This is a genomic window from Parabacteroides sp. AF18-52 (genome assembly GCF_003479145.1).
GTDB lineage: Bacteria > Bacteroidota > Bacteroidia > Bacteroidales > Tannerellaceae > Parabacteroides > Parabacteroides faecis.
The window spans coordinates 230,653-251,489 of the sequence record NZ_QUGR01000006.1 but is presented as its reverse complement, the minus strand read 5'-3'; the positions used below and the strand labels follow the sequence as shown (position 1 = coordinate 251,489).

Annotated in this window: 11 protein-coding genes and 1 pseudogene; 2 read left to right on the top strand and 10 right to left on the bottom strand. The window is 42.2% G+C overall.

Going from position 1 to position 20,837, the window contains the following annotated elements; all coding sequences use genetic code 11:
• The first annotated feature begins 51 nt into the window (after positions 1-51).
• Positions 52-876, top strand: coding sequence for a DNA damage-inducible protein D (dinD, locus tag DWX23_RS12515; RefSeq protein ID WP_122374776.1), 825 nt, complete (start codon positions 52-54; stop codon positions 874-876).
• A gap of 73 nt (positions 877-949) precedes the next feature.
• On the opposite strand, the gene DWX23_RS12510 is transcribed toward dinD, so the two are convergent.
• The gene (locus DWX23_RS12510) at positions 950-2,776 is read right to left on the bottom strand and encodes a thiol protease/hemagglutinin PrtT (RefSeq protein ID WP_122374739.1); all 1,827 of its coding nucleotides are present in this window, start codon (positions 2,774-2,776) and stop codon (positions 950-952) included.
• Between the two features lie 170 nt (positions 2,777-2,946).
• Positions 2,947-3,849 carry a hypothetical protein gene (locus tag DWX23_RS12505; RefSeq protein ID WP_122374738.1) on the bottom strand — a complete coding sequence of 301 codons (903 nt, stop codon included), beginning with the start codon at positions 3,847-3,849 and terminating at the stop codon, positions 2,947-2,949.
• A gap of 509 nt (positions 3,850-4,358) precedes the next feature.
• Here DWX23_RS12505 and DWX23_RS12500 point away from each other — a divergent pair.
• Positions 4,359-4,820 carry a helix-turn-helix domain-containing protein gene (locus DWX23_RS12500; protein WP_122374737.1) on the top strand — a complete coding sequence of 154 codons (462 nt, stop codon included), beginning with the start codon at positions 4,359-4,361 and terminating at the stop codon, positions 4,818-4,820.
• A 143-nt stretch (positions 4,821-4,963) separates the two neighbouring features.
• On the opposite strand, the pseudogene DWX23_RS12495 reads toward DWX23_RS12500, so the two are convergent.
• The 8 genes and pseudogenes from DWX23_RS12495 to DWX23_RS12465 form a co-directional block, all read right to left on the bottom strand.
• Positions 4,964-5,629: pseudogene (locus tag DWX23_RS12495) on the bottom strand (hypothetical protein); the annotation flags it as partial.
• A 3-nt stretch (positions 5,630-5,632) separates the two neighbouring features.
• Positions 5,633-8,101 carry a hypothetical protein gene (locus DWX23_RS24980; RefSeq protein ID WP_199673277.1) on the bottom strand — a complete coding sequence of 823 codons (2,469 nt, stop codon included), beginning with the start codon at positions 8,099-8,101 and terminating at the stop codon, positions 5,633-5,635.
• Between the two features lie 129 nt (positions 8,102-8,230).
• On the bottom strand, positions 8,231-11,125 hold the full coding sequence (locus tag DWX23_RS12490; RefSeq protein WP_147382537.1) for a hypothetical protein: 2,895 nt from the start codon (positions 11,123-11,125) through the stop codon (positions 8,231-8,233).
• A gap of 43 nt (positions 11,126-11,168) precedes the next feature.
• Complete coding sequence (locus DWX23_RS12485; RefSeq protein WP_147382536.1) at positions 11,169-13,298, bottom strand: hypothetical protein; 2,130 nt, start codon at positions 13,296-13,298, stop codon at positions 11,169-11,171.
• Positions 13,299-13,470: 172 nt separating this feature from the next.
• The gene (locus DWX23_RS12480; RefSeq protein WP_122374734.1) at positions 13,471-15,333 is read right to left on the bottom strand and encodes a RagB/SusD family nutrient uptake outer membrane protein; all 1,863 of its coding nucleotides are present in this window, start codon (positions 15,331-15,333) and stop codon (positions 13,471-13,473) included.
• 11 nt (positions 15,334-15,344) lie between these two features.
• Positions 15,345-18,713, bottom strand: a complete 3,369-nt coding sequence (locus tag DWX23_RS12475; protein WP_158607075.1) for a TonB-dependent receptor — start codon at positions 18,711-18,713, stop codon at positions 15,345-15,347.
• A gap of 206 nt (positions 18,714-18,919) precedes the next feature.
• Entirely contained in the window at positions 18,920-19,909 is a 990-nt protein-coding gene (locus tag DWX23_RS12470) for a FecR family protein (RefSeq protein WP_122374732.1), read from the bottom strand.
• Positions 19,910-19,987: 78 nt separating this feature from the next.
• Positions 19,988-20,572, bottom strand: coding sequence for an RNA polymerase sigma-70 factor (locus DWX23_RS12465; RefSeq protein ID WP_122374731.1), 585 nt, complete (start codon positions 20,570-20,572; stop codon positions 19,988-19,990).
• Between the last annotated feature and the right edge of the window lie 265 nt (positions 20,573-20,837).

The window sequence follows — 20,837 nt, the reverse complement described above, 5'->3', positions numbered from 1 at the left end:
TAAGCACTATAAACAATCTTAAACTATAAGAACATGGAAACAAACCGTAACATGAAAAAAGTAAACAAGAGTATCTTTGAACAAATCAAAAGAACAGATGAAAATGGGGCCGAATACTGGTCTGCCCGGGAACTAGCCAGAGCATTGGAGTATACGGATTACCGTAATTTCGAAAAAGTAATTGAAAAAGCGCAAGAAGCCTGCGAAAACAGCCATCAGGTAGTTCTCGATCATTTCGTTGGCTTCAACGAAATGATCGAAATAGGAAAAGGAGGTAAAAGAGAGATAGATTCAGTCAAACTTTCCCGCTACGCTTGTTATCTTATCGTCCAAAATGCAGATCCCAGCAAGGGGGTTGTTGCTAATGGGCAAACCTATTTTGCCGTACAGACCCGTATTGCAGAAATCAAACAGATGGACGAATATAACCGCCTGAATACAGAAAATTCAAAGCGATTATTTCTCAGAGAAGAGTTAAGCCGACATAATATTCAACTTGCTGATGCTGCCAAATGTGCCGGAGTTATTGAACCCAAAGACTATGCTATCTTCCAGAATCACGGATATATGGGGTTATACGGTGGTATGAATGCAAAAGATATCCACACCCATAAAGGATTAAAGAAAAGCCAGAAAATACTTGACCACATGGGTAGTACAGAATTGGCTGCCAATCTGTTCCGTGCCACACAAACAGAAGATAAGTTACGTAGGGAAAATATTCAAGGTAAGGCAAAAGCCAACCAGACACACTACAATGTAGGAGCTAAAGTTCGTAAAACAATTGAAGAATTAGGCGGTACAATGCCTGAAGATTTGCCTGTCGCAGAAAGCATTAAAAAGATAGAAACAAAAGATACGAAGAAACTATCCTAATCTGTCAATAAACCAAACAAGTAATAACCATTTCGTCGGAGCAGACGAAATGGTTATCTACAAAAAAATCCGGTTATTTCCTTATCAGCTTATGATTGCTTCTCCCTTCGGCAGTCACAACCTCCAGCACATAAATACCGGCCGGATAGCTGTCGTAGGAAAGCGATAACTGCGTATTGCCTGCCGCCGGTTGCCTTTTCATCAGGCGGCCGTTCATATCGTATAGAACGACCTCTTTAATAGCCACAGGAGCAGTTACCTGAACCGTTCCCGCCGCATCATAAGAAACAGTAACACCGGTTCCGGCGGTTATATCCTCCGTCGAAGTAGAAGGGTCGGCAGCCACGACGATCTCGCCGGTCGTATTGCCGTTGCCTCTCACCCACTGCCATTCGCTACCGTCGCTGCTTTTGTAAAGCAGGCGGATACGGTCGCCGGGAGCAATCGTCTGAGTGATCGTACAAGGCACTTCCTGCGCTACTCCGCGTTCGATCTCGATGGTGACAGGTTCTTCGCCGGAGATAAATTCTTTCGTATTCCCGTCCTTGTCCACAAGAGCAACGACCAGGTTACCCGAGAACGTACGGATACTCATATTACCAACATAACCGTACTGGATAGCGAAAAGCTGGTTCTGCTCAAAATCATCCGTCGTCGCAGTCAGGCCGGCAAAGACAGTACCTTCGTTTTCACCATAGAAAAATACCAGCATGTCCTGATAGGCGGAACCTTCCACCGGTTTTCTCATGCTGATGATGGCATCCTGTCCGAGCGAGAAACCGCCTCCGCTGTTCCCGCCGGTCCCCTGCACTTCGGGTTCGAGGACGGATAAGAGGTAATAGCCGTTCGCCAGTCCGCTCCAACCCCAGTTCACGTGATAATAGTCAGCATCATTATAGCCGTCGATGATAAACTGATGGCCTTCTTTCTGGTCGTTCTCGCCGCCATAGACAACAGGGCGGTTGTCGTCAAGTTCGCCTTTGATAATGGCTTCCCATTCGTCTTTCTGATAATTATCGCGTTGCAGGACATGGAGGGATTTGTCGTATTTCATATAATTGACAAGCCCCCGGGCGGCAGTCAATGTCAGGGCACCGCTGTTACCCGGCGCATAATTCATTTCAGAGAAAACACCGCAGTCGTACATCAGGGTGGCTACGTTTTGAGCCTGTGCGCTGGTGTACTGTCCCGCCGTATAAGTGGACGGCATATTATCCCACTGGTAAGGCGTATCGAACGTGGCGGATAACGACAAATTATATGTCTGGGAGGTATAGGAATGGCTTCCCGTCCCTATGTCCGGCCATTTATGATATTGCATGGCAATGGCTGTCGAGGTAGCCACACAGCCGGTCGGCGTACGCTGGTTATCCACGATCGGACAGAGATCGTTGTAAGGCGTCATCTGGTCCCACAGCACGGTGGTCAGCTGCACGCCTCCGGACTTCAACTGCATATTGCCTTGCCTCAACCGGCTCCAGGCAGCCGTCACCTCTTTGGCTGCCATCGACTTATTCTCACGCATCCAGTCGATCTGACGCCGGTAGCCGTCGAACCAGGAGCGCACATTCACCGGCATAGAGTCTTTCCGGAAAGACTGTTGCATGCCGTATCCTAAAATAGGATAAGCCAGATCGTCGCCGGCAACGACCACAAAGCCGTTACCATCGGTCTGGCTGAATACATAAAAGGTAGCATCCTGCGAAGGGTTGCCCGAACGGGTGGCGGCCCCGGCATCCGACCAGACCAATGCCAGTTCCGGAACGGAAGACCGGGTCTGCAGATGATTGCTTTTCAAAAAACTGAGCGCAACGCTCCGTGCCTGTTCAACATCGACAGGGGCGGCACTTATCGACATCGTCAACAAGGCGGCCAGGAAAACAAGAGTACATCTTCTCATTACTTGTAATTTTTTTAGTTTAAATTTAGCTTATCTATCAAAGGCCAGGTTAGAGGTTTTTATTAGCGTTTTTTACCTGTAATTACATTGTCATTCAATAACAAAGCAAATGGGAAGATGGTTGAAAAGGGCTGAAAAAAGTTAACAATCGCTGCCAAGAGAATACACAATTATTCCCCGGTAACCGTCACATACCGTAAAAGCTCGCAATTCCCGTCGATATCCAGTATGCCTTTTTTTAATAATTCGCTTTCCAGCCTCTTAAACGACACCTCTCCCATGTTATGCAATGTTTTCAACTTATCCAGACCTTTGTGTTCTATAACATACTTCATCAAGTCCTCGAGCGTCTCTATATCATTGCCTCTTAACGCATTGACGGTTCTTCTATCCAGCTCGAAAGGTACGGTCAACGGCTTATCCAGTAAGTGCCGCTGGTCCTCTATAGAGATCTTCTCTCCGGAAAACTTTATCCGCAAGGCTAGCGCACTCTCCAATTTCTCTATTCTGGTATTCAACGATATTATCTTTGATTTCAGTACTCTGATTTCTTCTTCTTTCTCTACGCCCTCATCCAGATATTTCCTGACAAATCCGGTCTGAATGCCGATATCCGTCAGGGCATCCTGGAATATGATCTTTACTTTACGCTGTGTAATATTGAGATGTTTTGCCACCTTTCTGATACTTATGTGGGTTGCCAACGCATGAAATACGAATTTCTTTCTCTCGGAGTTAAGCAGATTGCGCATTTCCGTTATGATAAACAGATATTCCGGGGTGAGCTTCTTAAATGATTCGGACAGGAACTCTTTCTCCGTCACATATTTTTTGGGGGATACAGGTTGTGGCTGTGTCTCTGCGCTTTGTTGTTCAGATACGGGAGGTTGTTCAGGCATGGGCGCTTGTTCAGGCATGGGAGATTGTTTATCGGGCGTTGAAGGGACAACGCAAGCTTCCTTCGACGACGTTGCGGCAGGGTCAGGAAGCGGATTACTTACAAGGCTAAGCTTCGGGTCGTAGGTAAAAAGATGTTTTACATAATCGCGTAATCTAGTTAACAAATTCATCATAATATAAATAGTTTAGTTTAAGTCAAAATATAAAAGAAGAAAGTCAACGCCATGGCTTCTAAAACATTCCCTACAAGGACAAAGGTAACGGATATGATTAAAAAAACAACAGAATAAGCAAGAAAATCAATGTCAAGACTAAAAAACTGCCCTATCCTCACGAACCGAACAGTCATCTACATATTTGAATGAGTCGTATACTTCTTCCAAATATGAATAGTTGGGAGCTTATGGAAAGCTCTAACCCTCTTTTAATGTTTACCAGTCTTATCTCCTCTTTCATTTGTATCTACATTTATGAATCTAAAACCTGTTATTTCTTCCTTACAAAGAAAGGCAGAATATTCCCATACCCCAATATTCATGCCTAGGTAAAAAACATAAACGACTAAGTTTTTTACCTGGCATGCAGGAAAAGAAAAAAGCAAGGCAGATTGTTATTTCCCATATGACAAGCAAGGACTTTATCGTTTTGTCCTTATATTTGTCTCAAATAAACTAAGTTCGATATGGAAAGAGAAACAGAAGAGAAAACCAGAAAGAACGTTCACCAGGGTGCGAACGTCCGCAGATTACGTAATATAATGGGTGTCAAACAAAGCTCATTGGCGGAAAAGCTCGGTACTACGCAGCAAAAGGTTTCACGCATCGAAAGCCAACGGGTGATCGAAAAAGACACATTGCTCCAAATCGCGAATATCCTCCATGTTTCCCCAAAGATCATTGAAGAACTGGATGAGAACCCGCTGTCGATCGTGATTGAGAATAACAATTTTGAAACAGGTTATGGCAGTATTGGTAATTTAGGAATAATCCAGAATGATCAAAACAACGAAAACACGATCAACAATCCTCTGGATAAAATCATGGAATTAAACAAACAGGCTACCGACCTTTTTGAACGCATGCTGGCTGTTGAAAAGGAAAAGTCCGCCTTGCTGGAACAATTGTTGAAGGAGAAGGGGAAATAAGGCCTGTCTATTATAGCGCATATCTTGTCAGATGTGAACGTAGGGGCGGGGTCTGCCCGCCCATCTTCACCGGTTGTTATATTATCGTCGCAAAGGGCGGGCAAACCCCGCCCCTACAGAACCTGTTATTTGGGTTCAAATTTCTATAGCTTCTCTATTTCCGCTACCGGCAACCCTGTACATTCGGCAATGTCGGCTGTACTTATGCCCATATGTTTCATGTTAACTGCTGTTTGTCGTAACCTGGTCTTTCCTTCGGCAAGTCCTTCTGCCAGCCCTTCTGCTTTGCCTTTGGCTTCTCCCTCTGCAAGTCCTTCGATCCGCCCCTCCCATTTGGCGGTGTCGAGCACATCGTTCTGGATCATGATTACATTCAGATGTTCATCGTATGCATGCCGCTCACTTGTAGACATCGAGTAATATTTCAGTTTTTCCCGGGCTTCACGAAGACCCGGTGCCGTCGTGTCAGGACGAATCGTTCCGTCTTTCAGATATTCGATCCATTCGTCCAGAGGGGTCATGGCTACTTTATCGAACTCGTTTACACGAATCAGGATATACTCGGGGAAGATATTTGCGGGCAGGCGGGTGATAACGGCATCACGGTCGCGAGTATTGATTCGCAAGCGGTCACCGGTATGTACACCCGTGAAATGGTTCTGCCCGTGGTAGATATAATCTGTGCCCACGCCGAGGTCGAAATAAAGGATGCTGATGGAGTAGATTTTCTTTATATCCCGATAGCCTTCGCCCAGCGAGATATGCTCGGTGATGGCTTTGGCTACACCGTAAAGGATGCGTTCGAGATAAATCTATTCCCTTATACTTTCCTTATTTCCCAATGCCTTAAATTCCACATCGACAGAGGGGGCTTGGGGGGAAGAGAAGTCGCATTGTACCGTCACATTGTTTTTCCCTTTATTCCAAGAGGTCGTTTCAGAAACATCAAAACGCTTACGCGGTTGCCAGAAAGCATCGCAAACATAGACCGACGTGCCATCGCAATACAGCTTATCTCCCGCTTTCAGCAGCTCCTGTATTTGGATCGGAGCGCATCCTTCCACCAGTATTTGCATGTTTGCTATTTGAGCAGATACGTCTTCACCGGCTTTAACCACCGCATAGAATTGCACCGGTTGTTTCTCATACGGATTGTCGAAAGTAAATTTACTTAACAAAGGTTCTCCCGTTTGTACGGAACGATACTTGTGGATATTATCCCCTTTCAAGGTTACTTCATACAGGTTCCAAGCCTTATCGCCCGCCTTTTCCAAATGGAATTCGTTTTTAGGATTCTTCATCTTCTCTCTTTGTGCAGCTGTTAACAAATGGTTGTTGCGCACTTTCTGCCACTCACGGATGGCATCAAAAAGACGGCTCTTAAATCCGCTCTGTTCGATGCTTTCGTCTACACGCAATAAATAGCCGGCATCAAAAGCGGCACTACGTGCCTGGATCCATTCAATATCTTCCGGCCGATAAGTCTGTTCCAATTTAAACCAACCCAACATGCCCGGCATCAGGTTACGTTCGAAATAACGCTGGTTTTCCAAACGGTAATTGACCTGGCTTTCACGCAGATTGTCGTACCAAGGTTCTCCCCAGTTCATGAAAGAATAGATATGCCACCAATAATGGAACGGTGATGAGCCACAAGAGATAATACCTTTCTGATCCAGGTCGTCAAACCATTGTTTCAAGAACCTGGAAGCCCCATATAAACCATGTCCCGTAGGTGACCCACCGTAATAACCGTCGAAATCCATCAATCCGACTCCCGTTTCATTACACACTTCAGCCAAACGTTTTGCAAAAACATCACTCAAATGAATATCCGGGAAAAGACCGCTATAACAATTATTCAGCAGCTTATCGATCTTTTCACCCGTTTTATGAGCCGTTGGTTTCGTTCCGAACTGTCCGCGAGTGCAATCCAACAATTTATAAGGTTTATCCGATGTCACCTCCCGATACGACACAATCTCTGTCCCAATCTTTGCCGAATGCGTTTCACCCAAATAGGTAAAAAATTCCGGTGATTCAATTTCTATATCCTTATCAGTAGCACTGATCTCTTTTGTTAAAACAGAACTTCCTGAAATGGCCAGGCTATCACTAGGCACGGGAGAGACATACGGGTCATGCGTAGAAGTAAACATCGTCAGTGTATGTACACCGATTTCAATGCCACGAGCTTTCGCTTTGTCGGTAAAAGCTTTAATTTGCTCTGCTCCCTCCGGAAAACGAGAGGTGTGTAAATCAAAATGTCCCCAGCTTTTGAATAGGTCCCCGATATGAACCAAATTGAAGTTACAAGAATCGGCATAATTCAATGCATTATCCAACGAACGACCCTCATATAACATATAAGCCGGATTCCGGAGTTTCCGTTTTTTGATCCACTCTCCGTTCATCATCGGATGTGGCAATCCTTCCTGCACCTCGATCTTCCCTATGACATCAACCACTTCCGAAGAGGGTGCGGCAAACAAGGCAATAGAACTTCCTATGAAATCCTGATCCAAAGCCGTCACCGTCTGTCTTCTTCCTATATAATCTATCACTTTTTCTTTTCGCCAATCACGTGCGAAAAATTGAATATCACTACCATACGGACGTGCTACAGCCGCATTCCCCCTGATCATACGTACATATTCGGGCATATCTCCTTCTTCATTCACATTGATGTCGTACGTTTGCTGTCCGATCTTATCTTTCAAATCGTCGGGCACCTCTTGTCCCGGCAGCGGATCGATGTAACAACCGCCTGTAGCATCATCGCCCAGATGAGGTCGTCCTTCTGTCGTGTTGATACCGAGTGCCTGTACTCCAACGGCAAACACGGTATCGCGTACCACTCCCACCGTTTCTCCTATATATTGAGATATATCGGTTGCATAAGGTCCCCAGGCAATAGCTTCAATCTGATCACGATTACTTAACGAAACCAATGACAAACGGATATATCCGTCTTTTATCTCTTTGGAAACGATCGCTTCCGATTGGTTGGCAAAGGTCAGTATCCATTTATCTGCTTCGGTTTTCAAGCCAGTAGGCAGGATATACTCTTTCCCGTCATAGAGGCTCAACACAGGAGAGGAACCCTCTTTTGCCAAGTAGTTCACACCGGTTCGGTTGTCTGCCACTTGACGGATAAACCCTTTTCCATCTACACTGAATGTGGCATACTGAGTCGATAGTTCATCGACATATGATTGATTGCATGCGCATAGCATTAGAAATGCTACTACACAAATACTGCTAATTTTTCCCAATCTCATTGTTTACAGCTTATTTATCTGATTTTCCTATTTATACTCATTTTTCACAAACAAAAATAATGCTTACTGATAAGCCATAAAATAGCAAATAATTGTCTATTCCATGGATTATTATTGTTTCTACAGTAGTCAGTTTTCAGATGAGACAGGGCAAATCTTATATTTGTAATAGTGCGGTTTGTGTTCAAAATGAACTTGGTTGGTTATAGGCGCTTTGTTAACCACCGTCATACTATTTCCATCCTTATCCACCGCTTCTATATCTACACCTAATGCTGAAAATCCAAGTAGAGACAAATTGAAATCAACCTCCTCTAAATCTCTCAGAGGGATAATTTCCCAACCAAACTTTTCTTTCTTCAACATATAAGACCCCTTACCACCAAGTTCTCCCTTTTCTACTTCCCCATACGTATCGATATAAAATAAATGATCGGAATAAACCTTGTCAAGTAATTTACCCGTTGATGAGGCTGGGTTTGTAGAAGAAACAGAAAACAAACGACTTCCAGGCAAAACAGCCAAAGTTCCATATTCAGGCAATGAATAGTCGCAATCATTCTCTTTAACTCCCCACGGCTGATCGGAAAAGTTGGCATAAATCTTTAAACCACTATTATATTCAACCTGAATACAAGGAGATTTTAATAAATCTTTTTTGATTGCATCTGAAGATGATACATAAGATTTGCCATCAAAATACCGGATACTTTTCACCGGAATCATCGAATAGCTATTTTGGAATGGTTGCAAGAAAGCATATCTACGAACCGCATCGAATCCCTCTGACAAAATACCAATATTACCGAAAGCGTAGGCATAAGCAACATAGGCCTCGTTAGATACATTAGACATTCCGTCCATTTCCAACGGATTAATCTTCAATAATTGAAAATCAGGGAATATAGGTAAACTATGATTCATATGTGAATAATTCCCATCTAACAATCCTGCATAGAACCAATGTGTACCACCTTCTGAATAAACAGGACCTTGGTAGGCACGGCGTTCGTTCATCAAAGTCATACCAATATATTCAAATACAGTACGAAATTTTCCTGCTCCAGGAGTACGATAATCGTAATCCACCCGATCCATAGGAGAAATACAAGTCTCTACATCGCAATAAGAGAAGTTGGTCCCAAATGTCTTATGTATTTGTGGAGCCAAAATGGCCTGTTGTTCCCAACCTATAGTTACTTTATTAGCATAGCATCTACACCAAGCAGGCCCCCAACCATAATCTTTGTGGCTAATACGTACCCAATCTTCATTCCACAGAGCATTTACAGGGGCAAAATCCATGTAATTTGAGTAAAAACCAATCCTCCAATCTTGTCCTTGTACAAAACGGACATATTCTTTCAGGCGCTCTATTCCCAGATCAGGATTAGGTATCGTTCGAAACGTATAACTTTCTCCATCGGCACGCCAAAAATCTTCGTGATAGCGAATACTAACTTTTTCTACACCTTTAGAACGTAAATCGGTCACGAACTTTCCTAATTTAGGAAGATCACTTCCACCGTTGATCGCCCACAAACGATCTACCTGATTAGAACGCATTGGAGAAGCCGGGTTATCAATCGTCGGGAATACTTCGTGTACATCAGGTGATACGTTAATGAAAAGACGTTCACGTAAGGGATTACGCTTTTTGTTATTCAACGGATAATATTTTACTCCGCCATTGTAAGTGGCTTTACCCTCTTTGATACCCTGTTCTCCACCATAATACATGGAAGCATTGGTATAATACCAATCAAACATTGTCAAATAGAACAGATTGTCAGCATACAGTATGCTGGGAGCATCAGCCGTATAGGAATCATTGGCAAAAGGGTTATACACCAAGAAAGGGACCCCCACCAATTTACCATCCGACACGTTACCTGTTGTGCCTAAGCAGATCTCTTCCACTTTCCCATCCGCTGCTTTTTCTTCAATCGTCCAAATCAAAGATTTCTGCTTGATCGTATAAGAACAATCAAAGCGTTGGCTCAACCCCTTTCCTACTGCTTTATAACGAATGAACAAAGTATCGTTTTCTAGTCTCTTATCCATAACTATCCACTCTGCTTCTGTTCGTTTTTCAAAAAGGATCTTAGCGTTGGCATTCACCTTTTTCTCTTGCCCGTCACACAAAAGTGTCACGCCGCCTATCGGATAGGCCGGGTCTACTTGATACATCAGCTTAGCATCTTTCCCTTCGTATGAGAAAAGGAATTTCTCGTCTTGTTGCTCCACACGATTACTAAATCCGGTCGTCTTATTCGTCGGTAAGATCGTCTCTTCACGAAGCGGAAAAGGTAATCTCTCCGGGAACGGTTTAAACTTCATCGGCTTCAAAACTTCTTGATATCCATAGATAGGGCCCAAGAAAATATTGTTCTCCACATCCGGTTTTGTGCCATTCCCTTTAAACTCCAATCCGATGAATGTAATCGGTCGGGCAATACTATCATTCAATTTGATATGGTTCAAAAACCAATACTTGTAATTCATATTCCGCCATAACCATTCTTGCATGAACGGAATTGTTATCTCCCGGCCTTTGGCATCCTGGATAACGGCATAATGGGTCATGGCTTCTCCGCTGTTCTCCCATAACCAATGGTTTCCATAATTCCAAAAGTTGATGCAATCCCACTCTTTCTCAAACTTGTACGGTTTGACGAGCTCTACACGAAATCCGGCTTTTGCCTGCTTAGTCTTGTAAACAACTTTTCCACTGTAATCACCTATTACCCGTTGCTCTTTAGTTCGATATAATGTGACTTCGGATTGATTTGCCCGAACCTGCCACTGCGTACAATCATCAAAAGTAAACAGTGGCTCTCTGGCTTCTGTACGCCCTTCCATTTCATAAGGTTTACTCCCGATGCTTTTTTGCTTCGGATCTTGATTCATTCCTCGGATCGCCTCTCCATATTCCAATCCGTTTGTCTCTTGTGCTTTTCCTTGTTGGATATTCAGAGCCAAACACAGCAACACACATGCACGTAATAATTTATGTTTTAACATATTGTCTAATTTATAAGAAACTACCATCAAAAAATTTCAGGATCTATTTAAGCGCAATATCCGATGAAAGAGTTCTCGGATCGACACGCTCACCGGAAGTATTCACTGTATATAGCGTCCACGTATGATCATTGGTACGTTCCAAATGGTACCGGTTCTCTTGAGCTTTCATTTCTTCTTTCAATTCTTTAGAAAAAATGTCGGCACGCCGAGCGTCTTCCCACACACGAAAAGCCTTAAACACACGCTTTTTATCCAAACATTTTTCAACAGCGTTTTCACTTAAACCAAGCATATAAGTAGCATTCCATGCAACAGCCTTTGATTGTAGATTCTCTATCACTTGTTCATCCCATTCCGATTGGAAATTTTGGATACCGAAAGTGGGACAAATGAAATTATTAACATTACCGTTCCTTTCATCTTTCCCCTGAATTCCGAAAGAATTGGTTACAGGGTTAAACATATTGTTTCCTCCACCAATATTTCCATTCCCCATATATAGCCAATTACCATACATGATACCAGATCCCATCACACGAAGTTCATTTCCGCCATATGTATGAAACTTCTCAAACAAATTCCGATAGAATCGTTTCATAGAATAATAGCCATGTCCTTGATACATGAAACTTTCCTGCCCATCATAATCGACATAATCCATGCCACCGTCAACCAATAACCGCGCATAATAATCGGCATAATCGTCTTGCAGATTCATATCCGGAACAAAACCATTATAACAGTTCATCTGTAATTTTGCTAACACCTCACCCGCTTTATGTGTTTGAGCCACGGTGTTGTAAGCACCACGCTTCACTCCTTTCAATGTATAAGGTTGGGTTGTTGTAACTCCTTCGTAAGTAAGTAATTCTTTTCCTAATTTCAAAACATTGAGTTTATTGCAATGCCAAGTTCCCCATTCATTTAACCAACTGGTATCAGCCACACAAATATCCGTTTGAGAAGCATTCAAATCGTGAGTGATCGTTGTTTTCAGTACCACACATAAGCTATCATTAGGAATGGGACTGACATCACTGCAATGTGGTTGCAAAAATTCACACAACGTATGTAACCCATAAGCGATTCCAGCCTCGTTCGTCATTTTTGTAAACTCAGCGATAGAAATTTGTTTTCCACCATAAGAAATCATCTTATCCGCCCATCGATTTGCCGGGTTGACATAATACTCTCCCAGACCTTCATCCTGTACAGCGCGTACTCCCAGCTGAGTTGCATAAGAGATCAAACTATCATGCCGTCCCCACCATGCTAAATCGGCACAAGCAGCTTTCGGATCACGAACCCATTTCCCTTGCTGAGTAATATAAGGTAACCCTTCCTCCAAAACGACCTTTTCATAAAGTTTTAACGTATGTTCTTTAGGACAAACAAAAAATGCAACCGATGATCCTAAAACATCCTCATCTACAGCCTCCACCTGATGATGCTTAGGTACATTCACATTTTCAAAACCAGGTATAAGTGTAAAAAATATATCACGGGTAGCACGGCGATCACGCGAACTCATTACAATGTAAGAACCATATTCCGGTATATACTCTGCCCCATTTCCTTTATTAAAAAAGAAATGACCTTCTTTCCGATTCGTAAAAGCAACATCGCTAATGCCATCTCCACCTATACGCAATCGCTGCCCTTCATATAATGAATCCGGCAAAGGATATTTGATCGGATCTGATGTATGTACTCTGTAATACATTTGGTGCATATCTCCATCTGTAGGAAGACCGGTATTCGTATTGTCATTGCAGGCTACCATACCGATCGTACAACGTTCATTACTGACCACTCCCAACAAATCTCCAATATATTCACGTATCGTGGTATAATAAGGTCCCCACACTACATGATCCGTTTTACCACGATTAGTCAGTGATATAAGTTTAAACGTCAAGTACTCTTCTTTTTCTCCTACTTCTATAATAGCTTCAGCTCCATTTATATATGTCAACATCAACTTTTCGTCGATTTGTCGAGCCGAAACAGGCAAAATTACCTGATCGTTACCGGCATAAAGAGCCAATAAAGGAGAACTTTTCTTATCAGATAAATATTCTATATTATCGACTTTACTGTAGATACTCGTTAAGAATCCTGTAGAATCCATCTTTAATACTGCATAATCCGTTTCAAAGCAAATATTCATCTCTGCCTGATTGCACGAAAAAAATAGTGAAGATATAACTACCCACACCCATTTTAATAAGATATTTTTCATTTGTCTCATATAAGATTTGAACAGGTTCGAAAAAGCAGAGTAAAAGATCATTAAAACAAATATCTTCTACTCCGCTATAAAAATAAATGAGTTTTCAGTATTACTTCAATGGATCAAATGAGCCACCCCATTCGTTGTTTTGTTGTGACATATCATTGTCGAAGTTTGCTCCTATAGTCTTGTCCCCAATGGCACCAAACCAATGCTTGGTGGAGATATTAAACGTGGAAACTTCAACTTGCTTCACATTAGGCACGAAATCAATATGGAAAAATTTCTGCGTTTCAGCATCTTCCAACGTACGTGTCCAGTCGAATTTTCCAGCTTCTTCCTCATCCCCGTTAAATACCACATACAGGTTGTTGTAATGTTTCTGGGCATTGATGTTGCCGAAATTCATCCAACGACGGAGGTCGCCATAACGGAAGTTCTCTTGAGACAACTCAGCTGCACGTTCGTTGTATAATAAACGACGAACCCCTTCGATCGTGTTATATACATCCAGCCCATACCCGATAGCGCCCGCACCTTTATCGATACCTGCACGTTTACGGATTGCAGCTACATAACCCAACGCTTCATTTATATGACCTGCTTCGGCAGCACATTCGGCAAGGTTCAGGTAAACTTCACCCAAGCGTAAACTGATAGCATTATTTTCACCTTTATATGAATCTGCATTATTCAATCCCGGAGTAATGGCTTTTAACGGGAAGAATGATCCATAATGGGTAGTTCCGGCATTACGCTCAAGCTGTATGTTGGACATCGCTTTATAGAACGTTTCTGTCTTCACATACGAAGTCCAGAAATACTGCCCGGCAGGAATTTCCAACGACGGGAACTCGCAACCTGGAACTGAATAAGAGTCGTAGAAACGTGGATCCATTCCGTTCACCAATTTGTCAAGAATTTCTGCATTGTAAGTAGCATCCGTAGAAAGGCGGTTTACATCCAGTTTCTGGCTCTTATACTCTTCGTTTTCGTAGATAGCTATAGAAGAGCCATCCTTCAACGGGAATGAAAGAAGTTGAGGTGTTTGCGGCACTTGACGGCATGCCCATCCATGGGTAATATCTTCAGGAAGATATTGGTTCATGTCATAATACGAATCTGGATATTTGTAATGTCTATAGATCAAGGCTTCCGTATTAGACTTCCCTTTTGTCAACCAAATATCGCCAAATTTATCCATCAATTTATAGCCATTCTTTTCAGCATATTCAAGAGCTGCCTTATTAGTTTGATAGGCAGCTTCCCAACGCCCCTTGTCGTTGGAGCGATTGAATAACTTACTAGCATACCACATTTGTACGCGTCCTTTGAAAGCCATGGCAGCACATTTGTCAATACGCCCATAGTTAACACCCGACCAACGGTCTGGCAAACCTTGGATGGCATCATCCAAGTCTTTCACAATTTGTGCCATACAATCAGAAGTAGAACTTCGCTTCACCATCAATGAAGACAGATCGTTCACATCCTGCGATTTAAGAATCAGAGGAACACCACCCAAGTCCTTTACATAAGACCAATACCGGTAAGCCCGCCAAAACTTGGCTTGTGCCACCACTGCATCTTTATCCTCAAGAGCCATGACACTTTCCGGTACTGTCTCCAACTGCTCAAGCAGGTAGTTAATCTTGTCAATAATTGTATAATTAAAATCGACCCCATAGCTGGAAGCTGAAATGTTTACCCCACGTAACCACTCGCTCATGCTATCGTTTGAATCCGTTGTAAGGTCCGTGTCGGTATCAGACGTAGAAGACCATCCCGGCACTATGCCGCTATAGATATCGGTCAGATATGCTTGGATCATTGTTTCATTCTGCCACACATTATCCGGATTAATCGCTGATTTGTTTTCGTAATCTAATTGGCAAGAAGACAACGCCAATACGCATACCGACAAAGTCAGGAATTTACGTCCACTTTTCTTTATTATATTTAAGTTGTTCATAGAATTTATGTTTAAAAATTAACACTTATACCACCACCCAGAGTTCTCATCACAGGGTAACCAACACCGCTCCATCCTGGGTTCAATTCCGGATCCCAGTGACCGAATCCAGAGATGTAGAATAAGTTCGTACCTGTTGCAAACACCTTGATACTAGAGATTGCGTTACCTAGAGGCTGGGCAAAATTAAACGTGTAACCGATATTTAAATTGGAAAGACGGATATAGTTCGCCTTCTTCCAGAAAAAATCAACATCTGTCCAACCATATGAACGATAGTCGCGCGGAGCCAACATAGGCAGGTTTGCATTGGGGTTTTCCGGAGTCCAAGAATTTTCAATCCATTCCATGTTCCACATCTGGTTGTCATGATAATCTCCTATTACACCAAAGTTTTTATGATTATGGAATTTACCGGTGAAAGTAGCTTCTACAGAAAGTCCCTTCCAAGTGGCACCCAAATTCAAGCCCATATAAACCGGGTTATTGTTGTTGTATAGGATATCCTTATCATACTTGTTGATAACACCGTCTTTCACACCATCAGGACCACTCTTATCAATATAGACGAACGAACCGGGACGAAGATCTACACCACCACCTGAAGGCATGACATAATTAGGATTTTCCTTTTTGAAAGCATCTACTTCCGCTTGCGAACGGAGGATACGTCCTTCATAGGCAGCAATATAACTACGGTCTTTACCTACGGGAATTTCCCAATCCAACAAACCGGCAGCATAATCCTGAACCTTTACATTGTTCCATCCGTATGACAAGTTCAAACCGGCATGCCAATTGACATTACCTGTCTTATCTTCCCATCCCACACTGAAATCAAAACCTTGTCCGTTGATCACACCGTAGTTCTCAGCCGGCATCGTCTTGGAGAAAGTGGTCGGTAGTGAATTTTGGCGGTTACCAAGGATATCAAACGTATGCTTGTGCCAATATTCAACAGCACCGTGCAGGTGATCCAGGAAGCGGTAATCTACACCGACGTTGATACCGGTAGATTTTTCCCAAGTCAGGAACTCATTCACCAAACTTCCATACTGCAAACCATTATTCAAAGCAGCGTTTTCGCCAAGCATGTAGTTACCGCCACTCTTATAACTGGTCTGCCATTGCCATCCACCGACAGCGTCGTTACCTGTTAAAGCGATAGATCCGCGCAATTTCAAGAAGTCGAGCCATTCAACATCTTTCAAGAAGCTTTCTTCAGAAGCGACCCATGCAGCCGATACAGCGGGGAACACACCCCAACGTTCGCTAGGTGCAAAGTTCATGGAGCCGTCATAACGAACAGAGAGGTTCAAGATATATTTGTTGGCATAATCGTAACCGCCGATAAATACCCAAGAAGCACGTCCACCGTCTGTATCAGGACCACCATTGGAGAACTGTTTATCGGCAGAAGAACCGGCTGCCCAGAACTGATCGGTCTGGTACAACGGGAACTGGTCGCGTCTACCATATACATAATAGTGATTGTAGTTCGAAGCCTCATATACGGCAGCCGCATTCACATGATGATCTCCCCAACGTTTATCGTAATTAACCTGGAAGTTCAACTGTTGGTAAGTCCACCAATTGCCCGAAGCAGAAACACCGGCACCTTCATTGCTGACATAATAATTAGTCAAATTGTTTACATCGATGATATGGTTGTTTTCACCCGATTTTATTGGATAATAAAACCTTTGCAGCTCAGTGTAGTCTTTACTACGCGATGAGTTCCAACTTCCCAAATAAGAAGCCTTTACGCTCATTCCTTCTATCCATGGCAATTTATAAGTCAAGCTGACGTTGGCTTCGGGTCGTATCCAGCTATTTTTTCTGTAACCGGAAGCACCTTCGGCAGCCGCAGCCGGGTTACCATATGCCCATCCGTCGCCAATCCACTTACCGTCAGGCGAACGTGAAGGCATATATTCAAATGATACACGTGCTTTCGTGTAAGTTGCATCTGTACCTTCTGTTGGAGAAGAAGCATAGTTTGTATTCGTATTAGCAACAGAAGCGTACAATTGCAAATCGTCGGTTATGTTAGCCGTCACATTCAAACGTATATTCAACTTATTGTAGTCGGTTGACTCCATGAAACCACTCTGTGTATAGTAATTAGCAGCCCCAAAGAATTTGATTCTTTCCGAACCGCCGCTGACGCTTAATGCATGATTCATCACGTAAGGTGTATGCCATGTATCATCAAGCATGTTAAACCCTTGCCCAGGAAGGTTTTTGGCCCATTCCAACTCTTCATCACTCCAACCTGAACCTTGGGGAGCAGTCAAGCCGAAGTTTTTGTATGCCTGATTAATAGCCATACCTTGCTGATAAAGATTCGTCAAAGCTACTTCTTGCGTAGCAAAATCGGCAGAGAAGTTGGCTGTATAGTTAACCGATATCTTCCCTGAGATTCCGGAACGTGTCGTAACCAAAATAACCCCCGCATCCGAACGTGCTCCATAAACAGCAGCCGAAGCGGCATCCTTCAACACGCTTACCGATTCAATTTCATTCGGACTTAAATTATTGAACGTTTCCGCATCACGTACAACCCCGTCAATTACAAACAACATCGGTGAGGAATTCCACGTCGTACCGGTACGTACTCCTACACTGGCCTGTTCGCCCGGCTTACCGGAAGGAACGGAGATATGCACACCTGCCATTTTACCGACCAGCGACTGTGCGGCACTGTTTGTCGGAATCTGTGCCAACGATTCTGTGAATTTGGTAGTTTCAACAGATCCAGCCAATAGCCCTTTCTTCTGGGAGGTATAGCCCACTACGACCACCTCTTCCAAAGCCTGGGTGTCTTCTTTCAGAATAATCGAAAATTTATTTTTTTTACTTACAGATATTCTTTGGGTTATATAACCAATATAAGAGATTTCAATTGTTGCATTGTCGGGCACTTCCAAGGTAAACTTTCCGTCCATATCCGTAGTTGTTCCTGTACTTGTTCCCGGAATGGACACGTTCGCACCGATAATAGGTTCGTCATTATTATCAAGCACGACTCCAGTTATCGTTTTAAGTTTCTGATTCACACCTGGTAATTCAGACTTATCAGCTCTGTATAATACAATATGTTTATCACTGATCGTATACCTGATATTCTCACTTTTGAATATTTCATCCAGAATATCCGTCACCAGCTTATTCTTTACATTAACAGATACTTTACGGTTTACATTTACCTGATTCAGGTTGTAAGTAAAATAGAATGAACTTTTCTGCTCTATCATTGACAAGACATCCTGCACTGTCATGTTCTCCACGTTCAACGATAGTTTTACCGATTGCGAGTAAGTGACACTCGCCGTGATTTGCATTGTACCCAATAATAAAAACAATAAGATACACCTCATAATAAATAGACATTTCCGGAGCCATGACGATTTATGTGTACCCCATGGCATACACTTCTTAATAAAATTCATACATTTGTAAATGATTAGTTAGTAATAAATTTAGGTTGTCTCTAATGCGTTACTCGCTTAATCCGAACCGGGGATGTTTGCAGCATCTTCGGTTCTTCATTTTTATAACATCCATGTCTTCTTCATAAGCATTCTCATTTTATAGGTTTATAAATCTGTATATGATTCCCCTGAATTTTATAATCCAGTTTGCGGGTATCTTTCAATAAGGTAAGTATCTGATTTATTTTAGCTGTTTCCTTGAAACGGCAAGTAAATAATTCCGTATTGAGTTCGTGATCCTTCACTGTGATATGAACATTGAAACGACGTTCCAGATCGACTACAATATCGATCAGTTGTTTATTAATATAAGCCGCTTCGCCCACCGTCCACGATTTGACTAAAGAGGTGTTGACCGTTTTATTGACTATCAGGCCGTCATCTTTAGAATAGGTAACCTGCTCATTCGGTCTTAGAGTTACTTTATGTTCATTGTCATTTGTAGCGACTTCCACTTTTCCTTCTGCCAACGTTATGGAAGACGGTTCTTCATTGTATGCTCTCACATTAAACTTCGTGCCCAATACTTTTACCTGGAGTAAATCAGCATGTACGATAAACGGCGCTTTTTCATTATGTGCGACTTCAAAAAAACCCTCGCCTTCAAGCTTAACATCCCGCATCTTTGATGAAAACTGAGCAGGATAGGTAAATTTACTATGAGAATTCAGCCAGACTTTTGTACCATCGGATAAGGTTAAAGAAGTCCTTTGACCATTAGGGACTTCAATCGTATTCATGGAAGAGGGCTGTTCCTGCAATAAAAAATAAAGATTAGTACTTAATAATCCGATCAGCACAATTGCTGCAGCATATTTCATCCATGAAATATAAACAGGACGTCTCCGGCTTATTTCCACTTTTACTTCCTTTTCCTGCAATCCAGACATAAAACGTGCATAGGCCCTTTCGACCTCTTGTTTGTCGGAAAAACGTAGCTGGTCTTTCAAACTCCAGATACGCTCCATCTCAAACAGCCAATCAGCATTTGCCTGATCAGAAGCAATCCATTGATCGACCACCTTTATTTCTTCCGAAGTACATCGGTGGATTAAAAATCGTATTAGTATTTCTTCATTCATAGATCTTTCTTATCGTTTATATAAAGAAGACAACTGGGGCATCGGAAACTACGTAGTCAAAAATGAAAAAAGTTCATATTAATTTATAATCTGGCAAAAAGCTATATATAGTATCAGTAAATCTTTTAAATCTTCCCGCAGGAAAAGTACCGCATTACGGACATGAACTGCAACTGTACGTGGTGATATTCCAAGTTTATCTGCAATTTCTTTGTGAGGTAAATCTTCATAGTAGCATAAACGGAACACTTCTGCCGCTTTAGGTGGCAATTTTATCACGGAAGCTTCGATCTGTTCACGAATATCCCAATCAATCACTTGTTTCAATACATCATTTGTATCGGTCCGGTCATTCAAAAAAGCAATACGTGCTTCGGCTATTCGTATTTTAGCATTATACTCTTCTATAACCTTTTGGTGTTTCAGATAATTTAAACAACGGTTCTGAAGGGATTTAAAGAGATAGGATTGTACGCTATTTACATCAATTTGTTGTTTTTGTTCCCAATAGAATATAAAGATATCCTGCACCAGATCTTTCGCTGCCTGTTCATCCACAAAACGACAAGCCAACGACAGCAGTTTCGGATAAAAGTGAACAAAGAATCTTTTAAATGCTTCCTGATCCCCTTCCTGTATTCCATGTATATCAATAGGCCCCAAGTTATAATAGTTTTAATTAACAATAATATCTATCAGTGGTAATACCAAGTTCTTGAGGAACTATGTTATCATTTTTCGATAAATCACTTAAAATCAGGCATCTAAAGAAAACAATACAATTATCTTCAAATATTCATTTTTAAATATTATTTCTCTGTTTATAACAGCTCAATGGATTTGTCCTATTAAATTAACTATTTATAGTATAAATAGATTATATTTGCGGTGGGAGAAATATATTAGTTCCTCAAGAACTTCATACCAA